We start from the raw sequence: 23,905 nt of genomic DNA, 5'->3' as shown, positions 1-23,905 counted from the left end.
CATGCCAAGAGCCTTTGAGCTGGCCAGCGCTCAGCCTTGGCTGATGCTGCCGGACGCGCTCGACAACCTGTTATCGATCGCTGATCGACAGAATGATCTGGAAGCGCTGGAAACCCGACTGGGCAAACAGCTCGATAACACCCGCACCGTCACTCAGCGCGGGAACGTCGCCGTCATCCCAATCACCGGCCCGATCTTTCGCTACGCGTCTTTTTTCACTCGCATCAGCGGCGCGGCCAGCACCGGCAACATTGCCACTGACCTGCAGGCCGCCCTCGACAACCCGGCGATCAAGTCCATCGTCCTGAACATCGACAGTCCAGGGGGCGAGGCCAACGGCATCAACGAGCTGGCCGACATGATCCACGCCGCTCGCGACAAAAAACGAATCGTCGCCTACGTGGGCGGGAGTGGCGCGAGCGCGGCGTACTGGATCGCCAGTGCTGCCAGCGAAGTGGTGGTAGACGCCACCGCGTTGATCGGTTCCATCGGCGTCGTCCTCAATGTGTCGGTCAACAAGGATGACGGCGGCAAAAAGAGCTACGAAATCGTAAGCGGCACCGCGCCAAACAAGCGACCAAACGTCGAAACCGATGAGGGTCGGGCAGAAATCACCAAAACGGTCGACGCCCTGGCCGACGTATTTGTCGGCAAGGTTGCCCGAAATCTCGGTGTTTCCGCTGACAAGGTCCCAGAAATGGGCGGTCACGGCGGCCTGAAAGTCGGCGCCGAGGCTGTCGCATCAGGGTTGGCGCATCGCGTCGGCTCGCTTGAATCCGTTATTGCCGAGTTGGCCGGTCCTGCCAGCAACCCACCGAGGAAAACCTTTGTGACTACCGTAAAAACCACGGCGGAGCTGCACGCAGCCATCGAGGCCGGCGCCGATCCGAAGACCATCACCATCGCGGCAACGGAGACAGTCGATGCCGAGGCCATCCGAGCCGCGGCCGCCACCGATGCCACCGCTTCCGAGCGTGCGCGCTATGCCGGTATCACTGCACTGGCCACCCCAGGCTTTGATGCCGAAATCCAAGCCGCGTTGGCGGACGGTTCCAGCGTTGAGGCAACCGCTCTGACGCTGTACACCGCGGCCAAGGATCGTGGCATCAGCTTGAGCGGCATTGAAAACGACGCCACTCGCGCAGCTGCTGCAACAGCCGCAGCGGGCAAGGGCACCAAAACCTTCTCCACCAAAAACATCTGGGCCGGCCGCAAAGGAGCGAAAGCATGAAGTACGACATCATCACGCAGGGGGCGCGGACTGCTGCTTTCCTGCTCAACGAGGCAAGCGGCGAACGTTCCCGCGAGCAGATCCTGCTGCTGAAAGGCGCTGCGGCATTTCCCGCCGGGCAGATCCTGTCGAAGAACGCCGCAGGCAAATACGTTGCATTCGCCGCGCCTGCCGACGGGGCGACGGTTGAAGTCGCGATTCTCTACGAGGGTCGCGATGCGGACACAACCGCAGATCGCTACGCCACCGGCGTGGTGCGTGACTGCGAGGTGATCGAAAGCTTGCTGATTGGGCTCACCGATCCCGCCAGAGCAGCCCTGGCAGCCGCCGGCATCATCCTGCGCTGATTCATCAACCCACTTTTATAAAAACCGCCGTTGGCGGTTTTTTCGTTTCTGGAGAACGGAATGGCCGATCTGAGTATTTTCGCGGGCGACGACTTTGGTCGCATCGCAATGACCACTGCTATCAACCAGCCGGTTGAGGGGCAGGCGGTTCCTACACGTCTGGACACTCTTTTCGAAGAGGAAGGCGTAACCACCACCGCTTTTTTCATTGAGCGCGAAAACGACAACCTGACCCTGGTGCCTGCTGCCGAGCGTGGCGCCCCGAGCGATCCAACCACCGGCGCCGGCCGGGACATGATCCCGTTCCAAACGATCCACCTGCCCACCCGGGCAGTGATCCGCGCGGATGAAGTCCAGGGCATTCGCGCCTTTGGTACTGAGAGCGAGCTGGAAACAGTGCAGGCGCTGGTCGACAAGCGTTTGCTCAAGATGCGCAAGCGCCTTGAATCGACTATCCGCTATCAGCGTGTCGGCGCGCTCACAGGCAAGGTGTACGACGCCGATGGCACCCGCGTGTTGCTGGACCTGTATGCACGCTTTGGTATCGAGCAGCAGACAGTGGCTTTCGCCATGGGTGCAAACGAAACCAAGCTGCTAGCAAAGGTTACCGAAGCCAAGCGCAAGGCAGAAGATGCGATCGGCGGTACCGGCATCATCGCCGGCTGGCTCGGCGTTGCGGGGCGTAACTGGTTTGACGCGTTCACCAACCACGACTCGGTCCAGAAGGCCTATGACCGCTGGAACGACGGGCAATTCTTGCGCGACGACAACCGTGCCGGCTTCAGCTTTGGCGGTGTGAACTGGGAAGAGTTCTACGGCAACCTGGGCGGCGTCCTGTTCATGGACCCCGATGTCGCTTACCTGGTGCCGGTGGGCGTTGATGGCTTGTTCATCACCAACTACGCGCCAGCGGATTACATGGAAACGGTCAACACCACCGGTGTTCCGTTCTATGCCAGCCAGGAAGCGCTGCGCCACAACAAGGGCATCGACATGGAAGCCCAGAGCAACCCGCTCAGCCTGTGCACCATGCCACGCGCAATCATCAAGCTGACCAAGTGATGGGCGGCTCGGAGTTCGACGACATTTTCGAAGATGCGGACGACGAGCTGTTCGACATGTTCGGAGAGCGCGGCGGCGCTATTTATGACGCCAAGGACGGCGGCCCTCCAAAGGGCGTTGGCGCTGTCCTGCAGCGCAATGTTGGTTCCGCCGGCGGTGGCAGTTTCGTTGCCGTTGAGCTCGCTGTGGATCTGCGCATAAGGGAAGTGCCGGACCCGCAGCGTGGCGACCTGTTGGTGATCAACTCCAGCCGTTACGTGCTTGGCGAATACATGGGCACGGACGGGATCATCAACCGTTACTCACTGATGCGGACGGACTGATGTCGATGATCAACTTACTGACTGCTGGCCGCCAGGCGTTGATAGCCAGGCTGACAACCATTTCCGTTGAGCAAGGTTACAGAACCCCTGCCGGCGCCAATACCCGTTCCGGCTGGTTCAACGAGGTGATCAAGGATCGCTCGGTCGCTTTTCCTCTCATCGTTGTGCAGAAGGCGAAGGGCCTGGCTCCTGCAGCCGGTCCGCATGCGCTCAAGCTGTTTTCTGGCTTCAACGTCATCGGTGCCGTCCGGGCTGGTCTGGACGATTACGAAGATGCGATCGAGGACCTTGAGCATGACCTGCTGCAGTGCCTTATGCCGACGCTTGCGGTACTTCCGGACTGGCTGCCCCGCGGGATAAGCGGCATCACCATTGGAGCGCCTGAGATTTATCCGCCAGACGAGGGCGTCACCGCCGCCACCGTCCTTATTCCTGTCCACCTTCACACCATTATTCAGGTGAAACCAAATGCGTAAAGACGAAGTTGTCGCGGTGGCTCCGGCCCCTGCCGACGAGCAGCCAGACCGCGCGCCGCCTCGGTTCGAAGTCGAACTGTTGAAGCCCCATACTCAGGCTGGGAAACCTTTTCAGCCGGGTGCAAAAATCAAAGTCACCGCCGCGCAACGCACCTGGCTCAAAGCCAACAAGGTGATCGCCGACGAAACCCAGGAGAAGTAAAACATGGCCCGCGAAATTGAAACATTCGTCGTCGGTGGTCTGGTCAAAATGCGTGAATACGGAAAGGGCGGACCATTCTTTCCGGCCGGTCTGGTTTCGACGCTGACCCAGGCGATTGAGAAAACCGACCTGACCCTGGCCGACACCACCACCCCGCAAGGCGGTGAATATGATTCCATCAGTCGCATCACCAGCATGGGCCTGACCATGAACTGGCGCGAGCTGTACACCGAGAACCTGGCGCTGCTGTACTGGGGTGACGTGACCCGTATTCCGGCTGAAACGGTCAGCGACGAGCCGCAAAAGGCCAGCAAAGGCGGCACCATCAAGTTGGACAAAATGCCGCTGAGCATCACGTCGGTGGCGCTGGCCAGCGCTCCAGCCACTGTGTTCAAGGATGGTGACGATTACCAGATGACCGGTTCCGGCATTGAGATTCTGTCGCGTGGTGCGATTGCCGATGCGGCCGACTTGCTGGTGGATTATCAAAGCGCCGCGGTGGATGTCATTGAGGCGCTGACCAACAGCGGCAAGGTGATGGAGTTCCTGTTTGAAGGTGCCAACGCCGCGGGCACCAAAAAGCGCTTGAACCTCCAGTATTTCCGCTGCCAGTTGAGCCCGGCGGCAAGCACCGACTGGATCAGCGCTGACGATTTCATGGGTTCGGAGGTGACTGTCAAGGTCCTGTCCGACCCTGCGAAAGTCGGTGTCGGCAAGTCGAAGTACATGCGCATTGAAAAGGAAGTCGCGTCCGTCGCCTGACGCCCGGTTTGATGCTCGGTTGAAAAACAAAAGCCCGCTTCGGCGGGTTTTTTAATGGGGTTTTTATGGCAACGCAAACCAACAGCCGCGAGTTGATCGTGGGTGATATCACGGTGATGTGTCGGGAAATGACGGTGTTACAGGTCAGAAACTGGCTTGAGACTCACACGCAACCCGTGGCCCTGGATATCGTGGATTCGTACCTGTTTGTCGATTGCACGCTGGATGATTTGAAGCGCATGACGGACCTGAAAAACGAGGTCATAGACGGCTTGAAGCCTTCTCAGGTGCAGGAGGTGATTGCGGTCTGCAAAGAGTTGAACCCACATTTTTTCGCGATGCTGGGCAGGCTGGGGCAAGCCCTACACCTCCCGGCCAAAGCCTGAAGAATATCGATGCAACGCTGAATGCCCTGGTTCGTCTGGGGCATGCCAATGCCTTGTATTACCCCTGGTCATATTTCAACGCGGCCATCAAGGCAGCCAAGTGAGTCTCTGTGTCTGATATCGAACTCAAGCTAACGGCCGATGTGGATCAAGCAACCCGGAGCGTTGGCGGGTTCCGTAAAGAATTCGCAGACCTGGTGCGTCAAGTTGAAAAACCGTTGCGCCAGATCAACAGTTTTCGTGAACTGGAAACAACGGTTGAGAAGACCGGGCGGCAGTTGGCGACCGCGCGGGACAACGTGCGCGCGCTTGGCGACCAGATGGCCTCCACGGCCATTCCGACGAAGCAGCTGCAGGTCGAATACCGCGACGCGACCAATCAGCTCAAGCTGCTGGAACGTCAGGAGGTTTCTCAAGGCGTTCAATTGGCCAAGTTGCGTCGCGAACTGCAGGCGGCCGGCACAGACACTCGCAACCTGGCCAGCGAGCAAAAGCGTCTTCAGGGTGAGCTTTCGCAGCGGCTGTCTACCGGCCAGGCTGACAAGAATCTTCAAACGGCCAAGGTCGATCTGGGCATCAGCAAATATTCCGAGAGCACAGCGCAGATTGCCAAGCTGCAACAGCAATTCGCCTTACTGAAATCCACCGGCAAACTGACCGCGACCGAACTGGCCATCGGCCAGAACACCTTGCGTCAAGCACTGGCCGATTCAGCCACACAGACCCGCGTCCTGACCGGTGCGACCGAGGCCTGGCGGGGTGGATTGGGTGATGTCCGCGCCGAGATTATTGCCGGTGCTGCGGCCTTTGCCGGTTTCGCGATTGCGGCCGGCAGCTCGTTCACCAGCTTCGCCAGTTTCCAGCAACAAATTGCGGCCATCGGCACGATCACCGATCTGACCGACGAACAGCTCAAGGGGTTGTCCGAGGGTATTCGCGGTATCAGTCGCGACATGGGCAAAGAGTCGAGTGACAGCGCGGCGGCGGTCTATGACCTGCTGGGCAGCGGCGTTGAGACGGCGGACGTGATGAAGGTTCTGGCATCTTCGACCAAGGCGGCAGTGGCCGGCATGGCTGACACCAAGACCGCCGCCGGCGTCGGGGTGTCGATCATCAACGCCTATGGCGAAAGCATGGGCAATCTGGACACCCGTTACGACCAGCTGTTTCTGGCGATCAAGGACGGCGTGGTGTCGTTCGACCAGTTTTCGGCAGGTCTGGGTCAGGTGCTGCCCACGGCGGCCGCTGCCAACGTCAGCTTTTCCGAGGTGGCGTCCTCCATTGCGCGGATGACGGTGCAGGGTATTCAGGCGCCCCAGGCGTTTACCGGGCTGACCAGTGCCATTAACCAGCTGGCTGCGCCGGCACCGGAAGCGGCCAAGGCCATGAAAGCTCTGGGTATCGAGTGGAAGGGCCTGACCGCGACCATCGAGCAGATCGCGCAAAAGAAGATCGGTTTTGAAGCCATGCGCCAGATCATCCCGGACACCGAAGGGCGTACCGCGATTCTGGCTCTGTCCAAAAACTACGGGCAGTTTGCCGATCAGGTGGACCGGCTGAACCATGCAGCGGGCGCTACGGAAGCGGCCTATGACAAGATGAAAGACACGCCTGAAGCGCAGATGCAGCGCTTTAACGCGGCCATGAAGGATCTGCAGAACACCTTTGGCGCGGCAGTGGCGGCCGGGCTTCCTGTCATCAACATGCTGACGGATCTGCTCAACGCCTTTAACAGCCTGCCAGAGCCAGTGCGTAATGGCGTGGTATCGGTCGTTTCCCTGGGCGTAGCAGCGGGCACGTTGTCGTTGGCGATCAGGTCGGCCGGCGCAGTCTTGACCCTGTTCAGAGGTGGCCTTGGTAAAATTTCCGGGGAGGCCGCAGCGGCGGGCGTAGCGTTTGACGGGACTGCGGCCAAGGCTGGGAAGTTGAATACGGTCCTCGGCAGCGGATTGGGCGCTGCTTTGCGCACCGGTGGTTACCTGGTCATTTTGGGTCAGCTGGCCGAACTGTACAGCCTGTATTCGGAAATGGAAAAGCTGGAACAATCGCAAAAGGACCAAGCGAAAACGCTGGATGACCTGATTCGGTCCAACGCGCAGTACAAAGACACACTGGTTTCGACCTCGGCCGAAGTAGCCAGCATGTCGGAGACCGAGCGTAAAGCCTACGTGCAGCGCCTCCAGAACGCGCAGACCTATTACTCCAAACTGGCCGAGCAAATTGCCCGCGCAGACTCGGCCAAAAACGGGCCGACCGCACCCGTCACCCAGGAGGCGCTGGACGCGTTCAAGAAGTCCCGTGACTACGGCAAGGCGCTGGAGGCGGAAACCGCTTACGAGAAACAGCGTACCGACGATGCGCAGGCCGAAAGCGCCAAACTAAACGCGCTCCAGACCAAACTGACAGCAGATACCAAGGACGCGCTGGCCAAGCAGGTGGCGGCGCAGCGTGCCGCGACGGCCGCTATCAAGAAGGCCCTGAAAGAGCAGGTCGACACCAAGAAGAAATACACCGACGCCCTGGCGGTCATGGATGGCACGGCCGGTTCCACGGATGCCAGTTACGGTGCGGCGCAGTCGCTCAAGGTGAGCGCGCGGAAAGCCTTGCAAGACGGTGATCTGGTCACGGCCAAAAAGCAGGCGGATTCCGCCCTGAAGATGATTCAGAAGCTGGCCGACAGTGGCGAAAACACCTACGGCTTTTCCGGATTCATCAAAGAGCTGCAAGCCATTGAAACCAAGGCTGACGGCATATCTCTGGACAAGGCGCAGGAAGGGTTAAAGACCGCCACCGCGCAGGCCGTGGACTTCAAGGCGGAACTGGCCAGCCTGAAAACGCTGACCATCACCCCCACGCTGTCCGAAGAGGGGATGGACAAGGTCAAAAAGCAACTGCGTGACCTGCAAACGTCCCTCGGCCAGGCGGTAGATCCGGCCATAGCTACCAACGCCCTGCCGCAAGGCACCAACCTGGCGGACCAGCTGGTCAAGAAGGTCGGTGGCACCGCCCAGCCCGACGTAGATACTCCCGCTGCGGCCACCCAAATTGGACAGCTGAAATACGTCCCGGGGCAGACCAGTTATTCCGACCAGTCGGTGGGGGTTGCGGTTAAACCCCAGGTCACCCCGGATGCGGCCTCGGCCATCAAAACCCAGCTGGATCAGCAGGGGGATATCCCGGTCGATGTCGATCCTGATGTGTCGGATCTGGACGCGGTGGACGTGCCGGTCGAAACGGCAGTGGATGCCAATTCGGTCGCCGATACGCAAAGCCAGCTGGCGACCATGGCCGAGGGCTTGCGCAGGACGCTGACCATTCCCGTTACGGTAACGGGGGCGGACGGTGCGCCGGCGGTGGCCAGCAGTGAAATTCCGAGTTTTGCCAGGGGCGACATGGTGCGGGGGCCGGGCACAGGGACCAGTGACAGCATTCTGGCCAGGGTGTCGAACGGCGAATTCATTATGCGCGCAGCGGCGGTGCGGCATTACGGTCCGGCCTTGCTGCGCAGCCTCAACGAACGCCGTTTGCCGGGGTTTGCGGTGGGTGGCGAAGTCAGCCCGGGCTTTTTCCCCAGCGTCGACACGCCGAGCCAGGGTTTGCTTGAGCAGGCTGCACCGAGGGCGCCGGAAAACTGGGGCAGCCTGAGCCTTGACGCTGGTGGTGAAACCTACCAGGTGCAGGTGGAACGTCAGGACATGGGACGGATGCTGCGCAATCAGCGGATAAAGTTTGGCGCCCCCTACAAGCCTTAGGTGGTGACCACCAATCGCTAACCTTTTTTGTTCAAACGGACCGCCCGCGTGGCGGTTTTTTTGTGCCCGGAGTAATTGCATGAGCCTTCCCCTTGTCACCCTGGGTGGCATTCCCATCGTGTTGCATGCCGGCGCGCCGGACCAATCCGACACGCCATTGCTGGGCGAAACTGTGGTGCGGCTCTCTGGCGGCGCCGGCGTGAAAATGACCCACTGGGGCAAGGCGTCTGGCGCGATCAGTGGCCAAGGCTGGATGCCGCCCGGGCTGGACGGTCTGGATTACAGCCAGCCGCTGGAACTGCGCCTGACCGCGCAAGAGAGCATCGTGGGCGACGGGCTGTCCCACACGCTGACCAGTCTCCCGCGACCCGATACGCATCCGCAGGCGTTCGCCCTGATCGGCGCTGACTGGGTGCCCACCGTGTGCAACGTGATCGAGGCGGTGGCCACGGTGGACCTGGTGGTAGGTGCGACCCGCTACATGGTGCAGTGGATGCCGGTTTACAACGTATTTGCGAGCAAGCCGCCCAAGTCGATGAGCGCTTCCCAGGCAACCTTTGGCTGGTCGATTGCCTGGGAAGAAATCTGATGCTGCTCAACGGAACACTGCTTAATGCGGGGCCGCTGAACGGCGGGGGATACGGCGTTGTAGTCAAGGATCCGCAACCCATCGTGCCGGGCAATGCCTTCCGCTGGGCGCTGCGGGTGCTGGTGGGTGGGATCGATTTCACGGCCCGCCTGACGGGTCAGGTCGAAGTGGACCGCGAGCGGGGCGCGGCCGGGGTCGCCTCATTCACCTTGCAGATGTTGCCGGGGCCAGTCCTGCCCATGGATTGGGTCGGGCGTGAAGTGTCCGTTGACTACCTCACCACCACGCTCGGGGTTACGACAGAAAAGCGCCGTTACACTGGGCGCGTCGTGACGACGGAATGGAATGCCATCGGGCGCCTGCTGGTGTGCCATTGCGGCGACCAGCTCCAGCAGCGCATTGAAAAGCTGAGCGTGGCCGAGGTGGATGCCCTGGTGCCGGCGTTCTGGTCGCTGGACGTGTTTGAAAGCCCTGAGGGCCGTAGCCGTTGGGATTACCTCGGCGAGCGGCTGGGCACGGTGCAGGCGAGCCTGGAAGGGTCAGCGGGCGGTGACCTGCGATTGACATCGTGGTACGCCGCCGGCGTGGATTTTACGTTCGGCGCAGGCACCACCCTTTACGACTCGGTGAGCGTCAGTTACGCGGATCTGACCAGCTTGACCAATACCGTGGTGATTGAGGCGAGCTACAGGTTTTCACGGCTGCATCAGTTGAACGAGACGTTCACCTGGACCCACCCGGAGACCAGCGGGCTGGGCGGCACGCAAGGGTTCTGCCTGTGGCGTCAGGCCAGTTCGGAGCTGCCCGATATCGCCATGGTCAAGGACTCTGCGTCGTCCGCCGGCATGAGCATTATCAAATCGCCGATCTACCAGCGCACCCCCGGATCTGGCGGTGACATCTGCGGCAACGGGATTCCGTGGATTAACGGTTATCCCGACCTGCTGTTGGGTGTGACCTTCACCGGCGGCCGTCGCTGGACCCAGTCAGTGACAGAGAAATACGCGCTGACGGTGGTGGCCGACGCCAGTGTCGCGCAGGCCGGCGAAGTGATTGCACGCGACTCGGTGTCGATTGATTACACCACGGAAATCGGAGAGGCCTGGGAGGGCACGGCGTTCGGTGTGGATGTGCCGACGGCGGCGGATGGTGAGTCGGGTCACGTCGATGAACGTGACGAATCACGGCGCTTGTCCGCCTTGCAGTGTCTGCTGAATCAGGCCAAAACCACCGTGGTGCTGGCCCACACTGGCACGGCGGTAAGCTGGAGCGTTCCGACCAGCATGGTGCTGGACGTTGACCTGGTCCACACCTTGCGGCTTGAAGATCAGGGCGTCATCGCGCAGGCGCGCTGTAGTCGCGTTGTGGACGCGTTTGACCTGGGTAGCGGTTCAGCCATCACCACGCTGACCGTCAAGGTGATGCGCTGCGGTGGCACCTATCAGGATCCATTGACCGCGCCGGCCTATCAGGTGACGGCGCAGGCCGAGGACATCGTGGCGCCGGAACTGGCCACCCAGCTGGGTGGAAAGAATGATTCGCCGGTGTATGACGAAACGCTGGATGGTTTTTCCGGCAATTACGACAACGCCGACCCGACGTTGCCCGTGTTCGAACGGCGTTTGCAGATCACGGCATCAGAGATTGCGGCGGAGTTGCGCGATGAACTGGTGGTCGATATCCCGGCCACCTATCGCCTGACAATCCCCAACGACCCACTGGAGCTTTGACGATGAGTCTTGAAAGTGACCGCCGTAGCGGCGGCGGCGCGCTGGTTGCGGAGCGCCAATCCATAGGGGCCAGCGTCAGCCGCGACCGTGGCGGCTCGGGCGCCCAGGTCAGTGATGATCTCAACCGCCTGGTGACGGCCAAGCGGCAAGCCACGACCCTGCCTGTGCTGCAAGCACGTGGCGCGGTTCCGGCCACGAAAGGGAAGGGCACCTACAACCCGAAAAACGTCCCGACAACGTCGGGCGGGATAGCCAGCCCGCTGACCGAAACGGACTTCACAAAACGCGAATATTGGTCAAACGGCCTGCTGAGCAGTGACGGACTGTTCACGATCCCATCAATAAAAAAACTGGTGCTCACCGACGCCAACGGCGGCGAAGCGGTAATCAATCTGGCGCAGCCGATCACCCCTGAATAAAACCCATAGGGCCCGACATGAATTTTGTGAACAACTGGACTACCCAGCTGACCGCCGCACTGGCGGCCAGCGAAACCACGGTGCCAATTCCGGCCGGTGCGCTGGGGCTGCTGCCGGACGGCGAATACATGTTGACCCTTTCTAGTTCACAGAGTCCGGCCGATGCTGCGTCGGTGGAGATTGTCGCGGTGCGGGTCATGTTCGGCGGCGCGTCGATGGTGCGCGCCCAGGAAGGCACCACGGCGAGCGACTGGCCGGCCGGTACTTTCCTTTACTGCGCAGTCACCGCCGGCACCCTCAATCAGCTGTCGGCGCTCATTGGCAGCGGCGGGGCGATCCGCAGTCCGATCAACATGGCTTTTGACTTTGTTGTCAGCCTGGCCAATCAGAGCACCACCTGGTCGCTGCTCGTGGGTGCGCCCCAGCCTTTTACGATTAACTTTCCATCGCCTCCCGAAGGCGCTCAGGCCTGGCGGCTAGAAATCTTGATTCTGAACTTCGGCCCCGATGACAGTAATTGTTCCCTGGCCTCTGAATCGGCCCCGATCCGGAACGTGGCAGGCGGTGTGCTGGTGGCGTCCGCATCGAGCATCACCCGGTATGACATGCTCGCTTTGGGCGGCGCCTGGTTCGTGGTGAATCGTACGGTTTTCGCCGCGACAGTTGCGACCGGCGACAATGATCAGGGCCAGGTCTAGCACGGTGAAGGCGCCCCATGAATAGAACACTGGTCTGGCCCTGGCACGGAATGGTGCGCGGGGCTGTAGTCCACCTCCCAAACGGCGACACGCGGCCTTACATTCAGCCGCCCGGTCTGCAAACCTCACTGTACGGCCCCGGCGATACTCACCTGATACAGGTGGAGGGAATCGAGCCGATCACGCCTGAAGAGGCGGCCAGCGCTCCTCCAGGGGGCGAGTATTGGGCCGGGCAAGCGCTGATCACGGGCAGCAGCCTGTATAACCGCTCTTTGCAGGGCTGGATCTTCCAGGCTGAGGACGGTAGCCGGTGGCGCGCGAGCTTTATCCCGGGAACCATTGACGCGGAATCTACCGTGGTACAGATCACACTGACCCGGTTTGGCGAGTTTGGTGTGGCGCCTGAGACCCACACGACAAGACTTACCGCCCCGTTCGGGCAGACAGACTTTACGACTCGGCTGAAGCTGTTCGGCAACCTGGGTGCCGCCAGCGATGTGGCCGTGCGCTTGCATAGCGTAAGCCGCACCGGGCGCACTGCGGTACTGGCATGGTCATTGTTTAACCCGGCTACTGGCAGCGCCGAACGGGATGTGGATTTTCGCCCGCGTGCCTTTGGGTTTTACAAAGTGTCGTTGGCCCTGATCGAGAATGCGTTATCCGTAACGGGTGAAGTGCTGTTTGGCTTTGATGACATTTATTCGGAGGAAGTATCCTCAGGCGAAACGCTCTACAGCAAATTTGGGAATTCCGGAGACTTAGTTGAAGTTGACAGGCAACCGATTATCCGCGACGAAACTCTGGGGGATACGGTTACATATGAATTTTCGCCGACAGTTGAAGTCATTACTGGTGAATCTGGGGTATGGAACGGCCCGTTAAATTGGGAATCAACCGTTCAATGGTTGGTCATGGTTTTGTTTGATGGTGAAACACCGAAGCCTTGTTACCTAAAGTTTCATGACACCTATGTAAGAGGAGAGGCAAGTTTTACCGCCACTACTGTGTCTCCCTTGATTCGCGAAGAGTACAGCGATGGCGGCAGCCAGACACTGGACCCCGGCTACATGAACATAACCGGTGGCGGCGTCGCCTCTGGGCAAGGCACTGTAACGTGGCTGGGGCCGGGCGCGCCGTGGAGCATGACAAATCAATACTCTGTGTCTTCCAGTTGGGATGACGGGACATTGACCGTTGTCAGTGTTGATGGCTCGAAGGTTATAACTGAAGTCTATGAAAACACGGGATTCAAGATGTGGACTGATTCGGGCGCCGGTCTTGCCGGCAGTGGCGGTGATCTTCCTCATTACTATGCCGGCAATAAACAGTCTTCATTCGTGCTGTACAGCAATAACTTGATCGCGGTTACGGCGGTTGATTATGGAGGCGATCAGATAGAGCGCGTTGAAGGCGTCATCACGACGCGTGGCTATCACGCGCTAGATGCGCCCTTGCTCTTGCCGGCAGACAAGCGCCACTACGGCAGTTACAACCCGGCTACCGACGAGTTCATTGTTTTAAGTCCCGATAAAGTTAACTGGGTCTAACCCCCTTCCAACTTAGGAGAAGCCAGCCATGCAGCCGGCCCGCCAAGACCTGCCCGTTACACCGGGAACTACTTACCGCGACACCGTGCGGATCATGCAGCCTGAATTCGTTTATCGCGACATCACCGGGCTTTCCGGCGCGCCTGCGCGGCTTAACGTCGTGGCCCACGATCTAGAGGCCGCCTGGCCGGTCTGGGTGCGCGGTGTCCAAGGTATGCCGGATATCAACCGCGAGCCGTTCAAGCAGCTGCCGCATCGCGCCAGGGTCATCGACGGCGACACGCTGGAAATCAATGCGCTGTCGGCCAGCGGCCTCAAGCCCGTGGGCGGGCAACTGATCTACCGGCGTGCGGTGGATCTGGCCGAAGCCACGGCGCTGCTGAGCGTGTACCGCAATGCCGAGCTGCTGTTTGCCCTGGGCGTGGGCACCGGCCTGGTCATCACCACTGCCGGCACGTTCACCCGGGAAATGACCGCTGCCCAGACCGCGCTGCTCACCGGCGAAGGCCTGCGCTACACCTTCGACGTGATCTTTGCCGCCGTTACCGTCACGCGCTTTTTTGAAGGGGCCATCCAATGTCGCTAGCCGTCCAGGTGGTCACCTTCGAGGTCGAGAACCGGGAGCTGGCCACGGTCGATCGGGAGTATGCGGTGGCCTTCGAAATGACCGAAATCGAGGTGGTCACCGTGGGCGAGCAAGGGCCGCCCGGGGTGGGTGCTGCCGACGTCAGTTCTGACCCTAACAACCGACTCACCTTTGGTTCCGACCAGAAGCTGTACGTGTCCGACGATTTAACCCCTGACCCTCTGAACTATTACATTCTCGCCAAAGGATAAGTTATGTCTCTTGAAACTCGGATTATCGCCCTGGCCCAGGCCATCGGCGCCGACGTTAAATCCCTGACCGTCAAACAGGGCGATCTGACCGCGCTGTCCACCACGGCCAAGGGCAACCTGGTGGCGGCTGTAAACGAGTTATACGGCTTGCTGGGTTCGTCCGGCGCAAAGATCGATGACACCGCTGGCGATGGCGCAGTGTCCGTCACCTGGTCTGCCAACAAGATCTTTGATTCGATTGAACTGGCCAAGACCGCCGTGCAAGCGTCGATCATGGGTGGTGCCAGTGCGGCGTTCGATACCCTCAAGGAGCTTCAGGACCTGATTGTCAGCGATGAAGGTTTGCTGACGGCGCTCACCACGGCCGTGGCCAACCGGGTGCGCTTCGATGACGTGCAGACGCTGAGCGCCGCGCAGAAGCTGCAAGCGTGCCAGAACATCGGTGTTGGTGATCCGGAGTCAGATTTGGTGACCGCGTACACCACTGCCAGGGCGTAAATCATGAGCCTGATCACCCGAGTTGTCGCGCTCGCTCAGGCGATTGGCGCTGACATCAAAGCTCTGCGCGCGGGCAAGCTGTCCCTTGATGGAGGCCTTGCCATGACGGGGCACTTCAATGAGGCGCCTCCGGTAACGCTGGCGTCAGCCGCCACGGTGGCAATTGGTGCGGCAGCCGCGAATACGATCAAGATCACAGGTACTACCACGATCACGGCTTTTGACAGTGTTCCCGAGGGTGTCAAGCGCACCACGCTGTTCAGCACGGCCCTGACCCTGACGCACAACGCCACGTCCTTGCAATTGATGGCCAGCGTCAGTTTCGCCACGGCGGCGGGCGATGTAGCAGAGTGGGAATCGTTGGGTGGTGGCAACTGGAAAATGATCGACTACGTGCGGAACACCGGTTACCCCTTGTCGATCCCCGGCAGCGTGTACACCAAGAGCAATGTTGTCGGTCCTTTGGGTCTGGCGGGCGGTGTGCCGACTGGGGCCATCGTTGAATCTGGCACCAACGCCAACGGCACCTACGTTCGATATGCAGACGGAACACAGGAGTGCTGGTTCTTTGTCAGCTTGGCGTACAACGGTTCGCCGCCGCTACCGCAGACGATCTATTCGTGGACCTTCCCGGCAGCCTTTGCGGGGTTTGCTGCCTCATACCTTCCTAACATCGTCGTGCAAGTTGGCGTTGCGTACCCGCAGGGCAGCAACAACCTCGATGTGCAGCGGTTGACGGCGTATGCCTCTAGCGGAGCGGTGGCGCAGGTTGAGGCGGCATGGACTCCTGCTCAGTTTTGTTATGTAACCCTGAAAGCAACGGGGAGGTGGTACTGATGCGAATTAAACTTTCTCCGCAGCTCAACGGTACATCGCTCACTGTGAGAAAGGCCGGCAACACTCTGACCCTTAATGGCGAAGTGTTCGATTTTTCGTTCATGACTGAGGGCTCTACCTTGCCGCGACTGGCCATTGGCTCCGACTGGTTCGCGGATGATGTGCATATGGAGAATGGTGAGCTGAGGGTGACTTTGTTGTTTCCCATTCCGGGCAAACCTACTACGGCACAGGCCTTCCCGGAGGACCTGGTGGATGTCCCGGACGGCGAGGTGGTTTTGCCATGAGCATTGATCAGAGCCAGTTAATCACCAAGGTGGCCAAGGACGCGGAGGTCCTGAGTACAAAGCAATCGGCTGTGGATGCCGAGCGTGACCGCCGAATCGACGCCGGCGTGACGTTCAACGGCGTGTTGTACCAGTCGCGGGGCGGGGACCGGGAAAATATCTCGGGGTCTGCCCAGCTGGCGTTTATGGCCATAGTGATGGGGGCCAAGGCGGGGGATCTGCGTTGGTCTGACCCAGACGAGGATTTCGAGTGGATTGCCGACGATAACAGCCGGGTGCCCATGGATGCGCAGACGGTGGTGGAGTTTGGCAAGGTCAGTGCCGCGCGCAAGCAATCACTGATCTTTACGGGCAGCAACCTCAAGCAGATGCAACCGATCCCGACCGATTTCGATGATGACCAGTGGTGGCCGTTATGAGTCGATTCATCACCACGTTGAAGACGGAACAGATCGGCCGGGAGACGCGCACGCTGTTGGGCGAGCTGGTACTGGCGGACGATGACCTGCAGGTAATCACTGTGCCCGTGGGATTCACCACCGACTTTGCCAGCATCAAGGTGTTGCACAACGTTTTTCTGTTCGTGTTGTACGCCCTGGTGTCCGGTTACGGCAACTACGCGGCGACCGTCCATGACTGGCTGTACACCACCGGGCAAGTCACCCGCAAGCAGGCCGACGCCGTGCTGTACCGAGCGCTGCGCGCTGAAGGCGTGGCGCGATGGCGGGCCTGGCTCTTTTGGGCCGGCGTCCGAATAGGTGGCGCCAAAAACTACACAACGACCCCGACCAGTTCGGGGTTTTTTTCGCCTGGAGAAAAGTGATGACCGCTCGCGGACTGCGCAACAACAACCCCGGAAACATCGACTACAACCCGCGTAACGCCTGGCAGGGACAACTGCCGCCGGATCCGCAGATTGAAAAACGCTTTGCTCGCTTTGACACGCCCGAAAACGGCATCCGCGCGCTGGGCAAGCTGCTGCTCGCATATCGCGGCAAAGACGGGATGCCCGGCGTCGGCGGCCCAGGTATCGACACGATCCACGAAACGATCAACCGCTGGGCACCGTCGGTAGAAAACAACACCAGCGCCTACGTGAACGCCGTTGCAAAGGCTGCCGGCGTTGGCCCGGTCCAAAGCATCAACATCCGTGAACCTCGGATCCTCACGGCAGTTGTGACGGCAATCATTGCGCACGAGAACGGCGGCAACCCTTATGCGCCTGCCGTCATCGCGGAAGGTGTGCGGCGGGCTCTGGCATGAGCGCGAGTGCTATCTGGCGCTTACCCTAAGTCGGCAGCGCCACCGGCCAGTTCTCTATCGTTCCGCCGCTGCTCCCGTACAGGGTGGGCGAGTGGGCATTGCTGGATGAGCTGGTCTACACCGACCTGCCTTGCTCTGGACCTTCAACGCCGAAGGTACTCAATAACTGCCGCCGCGTCAGGGGCTCGTAACGGCTGCAGGCGGCGCACCTCTATAAGTGGGATTCAATATCTTGTTGACCTCGCATCGCCAGAGGAGGTTTGGATAGACACTCGGAGCCACGAAAAGCCCCGTCCGGCGCAAACTTCCCAGTCCCCGCAGAATGAAGACCCCGTCCCACGACTTTAGGCGTATGGTCATTCATTCGAATAGGAGCGCTAGTTTATGGATAGTTTAGGCAGTCGGCTTAGGGAAGAGCGTAGAAGACTTGGCCTGACACAACAGGCTCTTGCGCAATTGGGGCATGTGGAAGCAAACTCTCAGGCGCTTTATGAGAGTGGTAAGCGCATCCCGCGAGCAGATTATCTAGCCAGTGTCGCAGTCGGTGGAATAGACCTGTTGTACGTTGTCTTGGCGAAGCGCATGCCATTGGCTCTAGAAAGCCTTACCGACGAAGAGTCTATGGTGGTTTGCGACTACCGCACCCTTGACCTCGGTGATCGCTTGGCTTTTAAGCGCCTTTCATCGTCTTTGTCGGACCGCGAACAAGTCAAATACGCACAGCCAAGATGACATGTCTGCATTTGAGGGAATGACTGCCGGGTGTGGCAACCCCTTTGAGTTTGGGCCAGGTGAAGACGTAGAGGAGGGCGGGGGATCTAAGTTGGCAGGACGCCACGCCTATCGAGACCGATGGAAGGTACCCCTAAGTGACGACCACACTCAGAACGCCAGAGTACGGGGACGCTCCGCCTGCGATCGTTTCTGCTTTAAGGATGTGCCATTACTTAGATCTGACCCTTTAAGCAGGACGAGCATTTTCTAAGTCGCGTGCCAAACGCTCCCATTCCTTCGCGTCGTATACTCCATTGTCACGAAGCTTTAAGCAGTATTCCGAAAGCTGTAGATGGAGGCTCGCTGATCTGCTGGCGCGAACCGCATGGACGAGCTCATCGACGACTGAACAAAGCCGATTCAGCGTAGCGTCTGGCAAAGCCATTTAGCGAACTCCAGCATTAAGGTCGATGTGTCAGACAGTGTTTCCATAACTGTTATAACGTCCATGCGCTATTCACAAAAAAGCTGAACAAAGATGTCCGGCACCTATAAACATTTAGCAGATTTTTCTCAGTTTTAGACCTTAAACTGCCCTACCAGTGTATTAAACGAAATAGCCAGCCGCGATAACTCCTGACTTGATGCGCTGGTTTGGTTAGCCCCAGCGGCCGTCTGCGTAGACAGATCCTGGATGTTCACTAGGTTGCGGTCTACTTCACGGGCTACCTGAGCCTGTTCCTCTGCAGCGCTGGCAATCACCAGGTTGCGCTCGTTGATCTGGTTAACGCCTTCGCTGATTCGTTCAAGCGCTAGCCCTGCTTCTGTCGCTAACGCCTGGGTGCTTTGCACGAGAGTCCGACTTTTACCCATGGCCTGCACCGCTTCGTCAGCTCCGTTACGAACCCGATCAATCATGGCTTCAATTTCACCTGTTGAAGATTGAGTACGATGGGCCAGTGCGCGTACTTCATCGGCCACAACAGCGAAACCTCGGCCTTGCTCACCCGCTCTTGCGGCCTCGATCGCAGCGTTCAGGGCTAGCAGGTTCGTCTGTTCGGCAATGCCACGAATGACCTCTAGAACCTTGGTAATTTCATGGATCTGTCCAGCCAAGGCCTCCACGCGTTGGGTGGAGTCTGTGATTTCAACGGTTACAGTGTTGATGGCCGTCACGGCCTGCTGCACCTGCTTCTGGCCCTTTGAGGCGTCTTCAGCGGTCTGACTGGATATCTGCGACGTGCTGGCCGCATTACGCGCGACTTCTTCAACGGCAGCAGTCATCTCATTGACTGCGGTGGCCGCTTGCTGGATTTCGTCGTTTTGTGTCACCAGCCCGCGCGTACTGTTCTCAGTGACGGCCGTCAGCTCCTCTGCTGCAGAGGCCAGTTGGTCTGATGCATTTGCGATCTGCTGCACGGTGCCTTTAAGGTTGCTTTGCATGTCCGAGAGCGATTGCAAGAGCTGTCCAGTTTCATCAGTGCCTTGAACTTCGATGGGATGGGTCAAATCGCCCTTTGCGACCCGGCCCGCGCTCTCCACCGATTTATAAATGGGACGAGTAATCATGGCCGTCACAATCATGCCGAGTGCGATCGCGCAAACAATGGCGATCAGGCATCCAATAATCAGGATCCAGGTGACCTGGACGTTTGTGCTCGCTGCATCTTGAGTGGTTTCGTTAGCTTGGCGAGCGTTTGACTCGGTCATGATTTCTATTTCGCTGACAACTTTGTTGTACGCCGGTGTGACGCTGTCGACAGCGATTTTTCTGGCCAGTCCTACATCAGCGTTTGTGAGTGCCGTGAAACCAGAGTCCATAGCCGCAATGTAAGCGGACCAATCGCGTTCAAAATCATCGCCGGCCACACGTTCATCAGCCTCTAAAGGAGTGGCACGATAAGCCTTGAACGAGGTTTGAGCTTCGGATTGATTATCGCGATACGATTGGATGGCGGCGTTGATATCGTCTTTGCTGGCATTCGCAGCAGTCAGCACGATAGCTTTGAAAAAATCACGGTTGGTGGCAATAACATTTGCCTTGATCAGGTCAGTTTTTTGTATTGAGACCAGATTATTGCTAACGATGTTCTGCATTTGCCCGTACAGCTTGGCAACACCCAATTGGCCGAGGGCCGCTACGATTACGGTGATCAATGCGCACAAACCAAATGCAATCAGCAGTTTGGGCTTCAATTTGAGATTTTTCAGCCAGGACATGGAGGGTACTCGACAGAAGTTTTAGGATGCACGTCTCCGAATCATCGGCCTAGTGGGAGCTAACTTGAAATCAACGCGACCACTGGACGGTGTAAGGGGTGGCCGACATCACGTTGAATGACTCAGGCAGATACTCACTGATGCGGCAACAGTTGATCTACTCCGCTCCCTCGGCTGCTTATTGGATCGCTTCGGCCGGGCATGAAGTTGTCGTCGATGACACCGCCATGGTCCTCAGCGTTGGCGTGGTGGTAGAGGTCTCGGTGGATGCCGACACTGGTAAGGGGCAAAACGGTACGAAATCGTGAGTCGCAATGCGCCAAATAAGCGGCCGGATCTGGCGACTGAGCAGGGCCGGGCAAAGGTGGGCGAAACGGTTGATGCGATGGCCGCTGTATTTGAAAACAAAGTCGCCCGCAATCTGGGTGTCGCACCTGGTCGGGTGCCGGCAATGGGGGGCCATGGCGGTTTATTGGTCGGTGCGGCGGCAGTGAAATCTGGTCTTGCTCACCGCCTGGGTTCGCTGGAAGGTCTGATCGCGAGCCTGTCGAAGAGCGGGGGTTTAGTGGCCGCGCCGGTCAGGCAAAAAGTAGCGTCACTGAGTGAAGCCGCTGAAAAATCCCGCATCGCTGGGATCATGGGCCTCGCCGCCCCGGGTACGGGCTATGACGCGCAGATCTATGGCGCAATAACCGAAGGGCTTTCGGTTGAGGCGACCGCGCTCCGTTTATTCCAGATTACCCAAGCGCATTCCGCGTCCGTCAGCGCGGCTGCGGCCGCTACGTTGAAGCCGCCCGCCGCGCGTCCTGAACAGTTCTCCACCCGCGCCATTTGAAAAAACAGACGGCCCAAGCGATAGCTTGCCAGATGGAAGGTGTGACCGCGGAATTCCCAACCCAACGAACCGGGCCTTCGGGCAGTGACGGAGAACGTTGTATGTCGATAATTGAACGGGATTATTTGCCGAATCCCAAGAAAGCGGCTTTTCCACCTGGGCTGGCGCTGAAGATTGTCCGAAAGGCCGCCAGCCTGGCGGGAGAGTTCGAGGAAAAGGCGATCACACAGATGACGAACGACGCCTGCAGGGCGCTTGCGAAAGGGTTTACGGCGGACGAGATTGCGACAGAAATGGAGCTGGCCTGAAGCGCAGTTCAACGGCCATGCGATTGGAATCTTGATCTGGCAAGGCCAACCGTTGGAGCCAATGGGAAAACCGTCAGAAAAAAGCCCCGAGCGTATTCGTCGGGGCTTCTTCGGTTGTTACTGGGCAAGAGCGTGGCCTGAGTGGATCTAAGCTATCGCCCTTTCCTCCGTCAATTGTTGAAATCTGTCATTGATGACGAACTTGATGATGGATTTCACATCATCAGGACAGTTTTTGAACGTCATCTGAGAGACCACCTTGCGGCCTCGTCGGAGGACCAGCGAACCGATCAGCTCGTCCACAAAGGATTGAGTAGCCTCCTTCCCAGAGAAATCAATAACCACATAGCGCCCGCTATCCAGTTGATTTTCGATCTGTTTTCGAAATGGAGTAGCGGACGCCCTCAAACCTAGCGTGCGAACGGTCTCTGACCCAGCCGCCAAATTGATTAGGGTTTGCATAACGCTTACCTCGATGATTTCGCGTACATGTTGTATCGGCCTGCTGGGGGATTTCTCGAGCTACAAAGCTACGACAACGGCCCAGCAGTATTATTCAAAATTTATCTCGTCGTCCAGGGTGCTATCCACCTTAGGAAGGAGCGACGGAATGTCAATCTTAGGAAGCAAATCGCGCTTGCACTGGAACGCAATCGCTACACCCTTCCATTTACAGCCTTCGAGAATGCCTTCGAAATCACCATCGGTTCTGCACCAGGCATCGCCGCTTGCTATCACCAGATGTCCGTCCGCGGCTGCCGCTATTTTAGCCGTAGTCGTAAGCCCCACACCCTGATTTTGGCTATCGGTCTCATAGCCAATGTGAGGGCCTCTGTTGCAGCTTACCCGCTCTACAAGGGCAATTTTAATGGCGGCCCCATGCGTTCTTTCAAGGAGCATAGCGTGATGTTGGAGCGTCGCCAGAAAACCGCATCCGTTATCCACAATAGCCAATCGTACTGAGCCGCTGGTAGCAAAATGTTGGCATGCCACCCACACGCAGGAACCGCCATTTCCATCCTTTTTGGCATGGGAGAGCGAATTTTCCAACAACTCTTTCAAAGCGTATTCGAGAGGTCGGCGGTATGGCTCCATCTCCTCGGCTTTCTGAGGGTCACGTTCGATGCCGGTCATTGCATGGACAAGCCTAGATGCGACTTCCTCCGATTGATCAGAGTTGGTGACGCTCAACAGTTCCACACAGTTATCGGGTTCACCCGCCGGGTTCCTGCCACTCTCAACATCGTACCCTTCGACGCTCAAGCCCACAAAAAAATCCATACGAACCAGATACGAGATCATGGATGGCGTCATGTACCGCAAGTGGACCTCGCGATCACCTTCCAACGCCCCGAGAGTCGCTCTTAGGGTGGCGAGCCCAAACGGATCAATAAATTTAAATTCAGACGCGTCCAGTACCAAGTCGCCCTCGGACTTCAGGACCGAATCACAGAACTTGATCAGTTCACTTGGGTCGGAAGAACTGAGCGTGGAGGGAAAATAAAGAGCATTTTCCTCGTACAGATGACTCGCATTGCTCACGTACTTCTTCCCTGGATTGGACGGTCAGAGACTATAGCCTCAGGCTGAACCGACAGCAATTCTCTAAATTTTGACGCTTGCAGGCTGTCACACCATGTTCACGCACATGACTGGACGCGGCATTGACGCCTGAGCTGTCATTAAGCTGGCATTTCGAAGCCAAAACAGCCCCAAAAGGCACAAAAAAAGCACTTGCGATAGACGCTAAGTGCCTGATTTGTAACGCTTGTTTGGTGGAGCCGGGGGGATTTGAACCCCCGTCCGCCAGTACTCCGCTTTCGGGACTACATGCTTAGCCAGATCTATTAAGTTAACCCTCTGCGACCCGATTGGCAGGGTGCGTTGGGCGAGCTGTGTAAGTTTTAGCCGATTCGTCCACAGCGTACTGCACGGCGATTCTGTTCTATATGACAATCATTTTGGGTTTACAGACATCCCCTGATGATTGCTGGAGCCGAAGCTGCCAGGAGGAAGGCTAGCACCGCTTACGCGGCGAGAGCTTGTTCCCCGTAGGTTTCGTCATTGGCAACTATAGAAAGTTGCAACAGTGGATTTACGAGTTCTGTTACCAACTCGGCATGCCCCTAGAGTTTCATCACCGGCGTCGAATCCTAATCGGCCCCAGATCTGCTGCCCTAGCAGTCAGGTCGCGGAGTGTACCCGAATCAATAAGATACGTCGACCATCGTGCTCGGCATCGGGGGAGGCCAGCGTTTCGCTGGCCCGCACCCGTCTTACTTAGCGGCAGCGCCTTCGCTGCCCGAACCGGTGGTTTTCAGTTCAGTGATAGCTTTGGTGGTCAGGGCGATGCATTCTTTTTCATCGCCGGCTGCTTTGGCTTTCATGGCCGCTTGCTGGGTTCTTTCAAGCTCAGCCTTGGTGTCTTGGCTCAGGTTGGTGCCGGAAGACGTTTGGGCGTCTTTCAGGGTTTGCAGGTTTGCGCCGCAAAGGTCATCAGCCGCGAATACCGGGGAACCCATCAGTGCTGCGGTCAGGAACAAGCCAGTGATTGCTGTGCGCTTCATGTTGTATCTCCTTTA

The 23,905-nt window shown here is 58.5% G+C and carries 30 protein-coding genes and 1 other RNA gene; 26 read left to right on the top strand and 5 right to left on the bottom strand.

Annotated elements, in window-relative coordinates; translation table 11 throughout:
- Position 1: 1 nt before the first annotated feature.
- The 23 genes from ABQX22_RS18270 to ABQX22_RS18160 all read left to right on the top strand — a co-directional run bounded on the left by ABQX22_RS18270 (position 2) and on the right by ABQX22_RS18160 (position 17,978).
- Positions 2 to 1,231, top strand: a complete 1,230-nt coding sequence (locus ABQX22_RS18270) for a S49 family peptidase (protein ID WP_349801274.1) — start codon at positions 2 to 4, stop codon at positions 1,229 to 1,231.
- A complete protein-coding gene (locus tag ABQX22_RS18265) occupies positions 1,228 to 1,578 on the top strand; it encodes a head decoration protein (protein WP_349801273.1) in 351 nt (116 codons plus the stop codon). The genes ABQX22_RS18270 and ABQX22_RS18265 overlap by 4 nt, the downstream gene beginning before the upstream one ends.
- 60 nt (positions 1,579 to 1,638) lie before the next feature.
- On the top strand, positions 1,639 to 2,640 hold the full coding sequence (locus ABQX22_RS18260) for a major capsid protein (RefSeq protein WP_349801272.1): 1,002 nt from the start codon (positions 1,639 to 1,641) through the stop codon (positions 2,638 to 2,640).
- Positions 2,640 to 2,963 (top strand): head-tail joining protein, encoded by a 324-nt coding sequence (locus tag ABQX22_RS18255; RefSeq protein WP_349801271.1) that lies wholly within the window; start codon positions 2,640 to 2,642, stop codon positions 2,961 to 2,963. Before ABQX22_RS18260 ends, ABQX22_RS18255 begins: the two co-directional genes overlap by 1 nt.
- Positions 2,963 to 3,439, top strand: coding sequence for a hypothetical protein (locus ABQX22_RS18250; protein ID WP_349801270.1), 477 nt, complete (start codon positions 2,963 to 2,965; stop codon positions 3,437 to 3,439). The genes ABQX22_RS18255 and ABQX22_RS18250 overlap by 1 nt, the downstream gene beginning before the upstream one ends.
- On the top strand, positions 3,432 to 3,641 hold the full coding sequence (locus ABQX22_RS18245; RefSeq protein ID WP_349801269.1) for a DUF7210 family protein: 210 nt from the start codon (positions 3,432 to 3,434) through the stop codon (positions 3,639 to 3,641). The genes ABQX22_RS18250 and ABQX22_RS18245 overlap by 8 nt, the downstream gene beginning before the upstream one ends.
- A 3-nt stretch (positions 3,642 to 3,644) precedes the next feature.
- Positions 3,645 to 4,403 carry a hypothetical protein gene (locus ABQX22_RS18240; protein ID WP_349801268.1) on the top strand — a complete coding sequence of 253 codons (759 nt, stop codon included), beginning with the start codon at positions 3,645 to 3,647 and terminating at the stop codon, positions 4,401 to 4,403.
- A gap of 65 nt (positions 4,404 to 4,468) precedes the next feature.
- A complete protein-coding gene (locus ABQX22_RS18235; protein ID WP_349801267.1) occupies positions 4,469 to 4,789 on the top strand; it encodes a hypothetical protein in 321 nt (106 codons plus the stop codon).
- 110 nt (positions 4,790 to 4,899) lie between these two features.
- Positions 4,900 to 8,541, top strand: a complete 3,642-nt coding sequence (locus tag ABQX22_RS18230) for a phage tail tape measure protein (RefSeq protein ID WP_349801266.1) — start codon at positions 4,900 to 4,902, stop codon at positions 8,539 to 8,541.
- Positions 8,542 to 8,620: 79 nt separating this feature from the next.
- On the top strand, positions 8,621 to 9,130 hold the full coding sequence (locus tag ABQX22_RS18225; RefSeq protein WP_349801265.1) for a hypothetical protein: 510 nt from the start codon (positions 8,621 to 8,623) through the stop codon (positions 9,128 to 9,130).
- Positions 9,130 to 10,860 carry a hypothetical protein gene (locus ABQX22_RS18220; protein ID WP_349801264.1) on the top strand — a complete coding sequence of 577 codons (1,731 nt, stop codon included), beginning with the start codon at positions 9,130 to 9,132 and terminating at the stop codon, positions 10,858 to 10,860. The genes ABQX22_RS18225 and ABQX22_RS18220 overlap by 1 nt, the downstream gene beginning before the upstream one ends.
- 2 nt (positions 10,861 to 10,862) lie before the next feature.
- Positions 10,863 to 11,279 (top strand): hypothetical protein, encoded by a 417-nt coding sequence (locus ABQX22_RS18215; protein WP_349801263.1) that lies wholly within the window; start codon positions 10,863 to 10,865, stop codon positions 11,277 to 11,279.
- A gap of 17 nt (positions 11,280 to 11,296) precedes the next feature.
- Positions 11,297 to 11,977, top strand: a complete 681-nt coding sequence (locus ABQX22_RS18210) for a hypothetical protein (RefSeq protein ID WP_349801262.1) — start codon at positions 11,297 to 11,299, stop codon at positions 11,975 to 11,977.
- Between the two features lie 17 nt (positions 11,978 to 11,994).
- Positions 11,995 to 13,524, top strand: coding sequence for a hypothetical protein (locus tag ABQX22_RS18205; RefSeq protein WP_349801261.1), 1,530 nt, complete (start codon positions 11,995 to 11,997; stop codon positions 13,522 to 13,524).
- A gap of 28 nt (positions 13,525 to 13,552) precedes the next feature.
- On the top strand, positions 13,553 to 14,110 hold the full coding sequence (locus ABQX22_RS18200) for a hypothetical protein (RefSeq protein ID WP_349801260.1): 558 nt from the start codon (positions 13,553 to 13,555) through the stop codon (positions 14,108 to 14,110).
- A complete protein-coding gene (locus ABQX22_RS18195; protein ID WP_349801259.1) occupies positions 14,101 to 14,361 on the top strand; it encodes a hypothetical protein in 261 nt (86 codons plus the stop codon). Before ABQX22_RS18200 ends, ABQX22_RS18195 begins: the two co-directional genes overlap by 10 nt.
- Positions 14,362 to 14,364: 3 nt before the next feature.
- A complete protein-coding gene (locus tag ABQX22_RS18190) occupies positions 14,365 to 14,859 on the top strand; it encodes a hypothetical protein (protein ID WP_349801258.1) in 495 nt (164 codons plus the stop codon).
- Between the two features lie 3 nt (positions 14,860 to 14,862).
- Complete coding sequence (locus tag ABQX22_RS18185; protein WP_349801257.1) at positions 14,863 to 15,696, top strand: hypothetical protein; 834 nt, start codon at positions 14,863 to 14,865, stop codon at positions 15,694 to 15,696.
- Complete coding sequence (locus tag ABQX22_RS18180) at positions 15,696 to 15,983, top strand: hypothetical protein (RefSeq protein WP_349801256.1); 288 nt, start codon at positions 15,696 to 15,698, stop codon at positions 15,981 to 15,983. Before ABQX22_RS18185 ends, ABQX22_RS18180 begins: the two co-directional genes overlap by 1 nt.
- On the top strand, positions 15,980 to 16,402 hold the full coding sequence (locus ABQX22_RS18175) for a DUF4376 domain-containing protein (protein WP_349801255.1): 423 nt from the start codon (positions 15,980 to 15,982) through the stop codon (positions 16,400 to 16,402). Before ABQX22_RS18180 ends, ABQX22_RS18175 begins: the two co-directional genes overlap by 4 nt.
- Entirely contained in the window at positions 16,399 to 16,806 is a 408-nt protein-coding gene (locus tag ABQX22_RS18170; RefSeq protein WP_349801254.1) for a DUF1353 domain-containing protein, read from the top strand. The genes ABQX22_RS18175 and ABQX22_RS18170 overlap by 4 nt, the downstream gene beginning before the upstream one ends.
- On the top strand, positions 16,806 to 17,246 hold the full coding sequence (locus ABQX22_RS18165; RefSeq protein WP_349801253.1) for a structural protein P5: 441 nt from the start codon (positions 16,806 to 16,808) through the stop codon (positions 17,244 to 17,246). Before ABQX22_RS18170 ends, ABQX22_RS18165 begins: the two co-directional genes overlap by 1 nt.
- 384 nt (positions 17,247 to 17,630) lie before the next feature.
- Complete coding sequence (locus ABQX22_RS18160) at positions 17,631 to 17,978, top strand: helix-turn-helix domain-containing protein (RefSeq protein ID WP_349801252.1); 348 nt, start codon at positions 17,631 to 17,633, stop codon at positions 17,976 to 17,978.
- Positions 17,979 to 18,539: 561 nt separating this feature from the next.
- Here the strand turns inward: ABQX22_RS18160 and ABQX22_RS18155 are convergent.
- Positions 18,540 to 20,180 (bottom strand): methyl-accepting chemotaxis protein, encoded by a 1,641-nt coding sequence (locus tag ABQX22_RS18155; protein WP_349801251.1) that lies wholly within the window; start codon positions 20,178 to 20,180, stop codon positions 18,540 to 18,542.
- Between the two features lie 98 nt (positions 20,181 to 20,278).
- Between ABQX22_RS18155 and ABQX22_RS18150 the strand changes: the two genes are divergently transcribed.
- The 3 genes from ABQX22_RS18150 (at position 20,279) to ABQX22_RS18140 (ending at position 21,323) form a co-directional block, all read left to right on the top strand.
- Positions 20,279 to 20,488, top strand: a complete 210-nt coding sequence (locus ABQX22_RS18150) for a hypothetical protein (RefSeq protein WP_349801250.1) — start codon at positions 20,279 to 20,281, stop codon at positions 20,486 to 20,488.
- A complete protein-coding gene (locus ABQX22_RS18145) occupies positions 20,485 to 21,015 on the top strand; it encodes a hypothetical protein (protein WP_349801249.1) in 531 nt (176 codons plus the stop codon). The genes ABQX22_RS18150 and ABQX22_RS18145 overlap by 4 nt, the downstream gene beginning before the upstream one ends.
- Before the next feature lie 101 nt (positions 21,016 to 21,116).
- Positions 21,117 to 21,323 (top strand): hypothetical protein, encoded by a 207-nt coding sequence (locus ABQX22_RS18140; protein ID WP_349801248.1) that lies wholly within the window; start codon positions 21,117 to 21,119, stop codon positions 21,321 to 21,323.
- A gap of 147 nt (positions 21,324 to 21,470) precedes the next feature.
- On the opposite strand, the gene ABQX22_RS18135 is transcribed toward ABQX22_RS18140, so the two are convergent.
- From ABQX22_RS18135 to ABQX22_RS18120, 4 genes are all read right to left on the bottom strand, one after another.
- Positions 21,471 to 21,785 (bottom strand): STAS-like domain-containing protein, encoded by a 315-nt coding sequence (locus ABQX22_RS18135; RefSeq protein ID WP_349801247.1) that lies wholly within the window; start codon positions 21,783 to 21,785, stop codon positions 21,471 to 21,473.
- A gap of 90 nt (positions 21,786 to 21,875) precedes the next feature.
- Positions 21,876 to 22,865, bottom strand: coding sequence for an ATP-binding protein (locus tag ABQX22_RS18130; protein WP_349801246.1), 990 nt, complete (start codon positions 22,863 to 22,865; stop codon positions 21,876 to 21,878).
- 231 nt (positions 22,866 to 23,096) lie between these two features.
- Positions 23,097 to 23,488, bottom strand: a transfer-messenger RNA (tmRNA) gene (ssrA, locus tag ABQX22_RS18125).
- A 111-nt stretch (positions 23,489 to 23,599) separates the two neighbouring features.
- Positions 23,600 to 23,890: a hypothetical protein gene (locus ABQX22_RS18120; protein ID WP_349801245.1), complete on the bottom strand. Its 291-nt coding sequence runs from the start codon at positions 23,888 to 23,890 to the stop codon at positions 23,600 to 23,602.
- Between the last annotated feature and the right edge of the window lie 15 nt (positions 23,891 to 23,905).

Origin of the sequence: Xanthomonas sp. WHRI 1810A, assembly GCF_040202885.1 — a bacterium.
Classification (GTDB): Bacteria; Pseudomonadota; Gammaproteobacteria; order Pseudomonadales; family Pseudomonadaceae; genus Aquipseudomonas.
The sequence above is the reverse complement of the archived record's forward strand: the minus strand, read 5'-3'. Positions and strand labels throughout refer to the sequence as shown.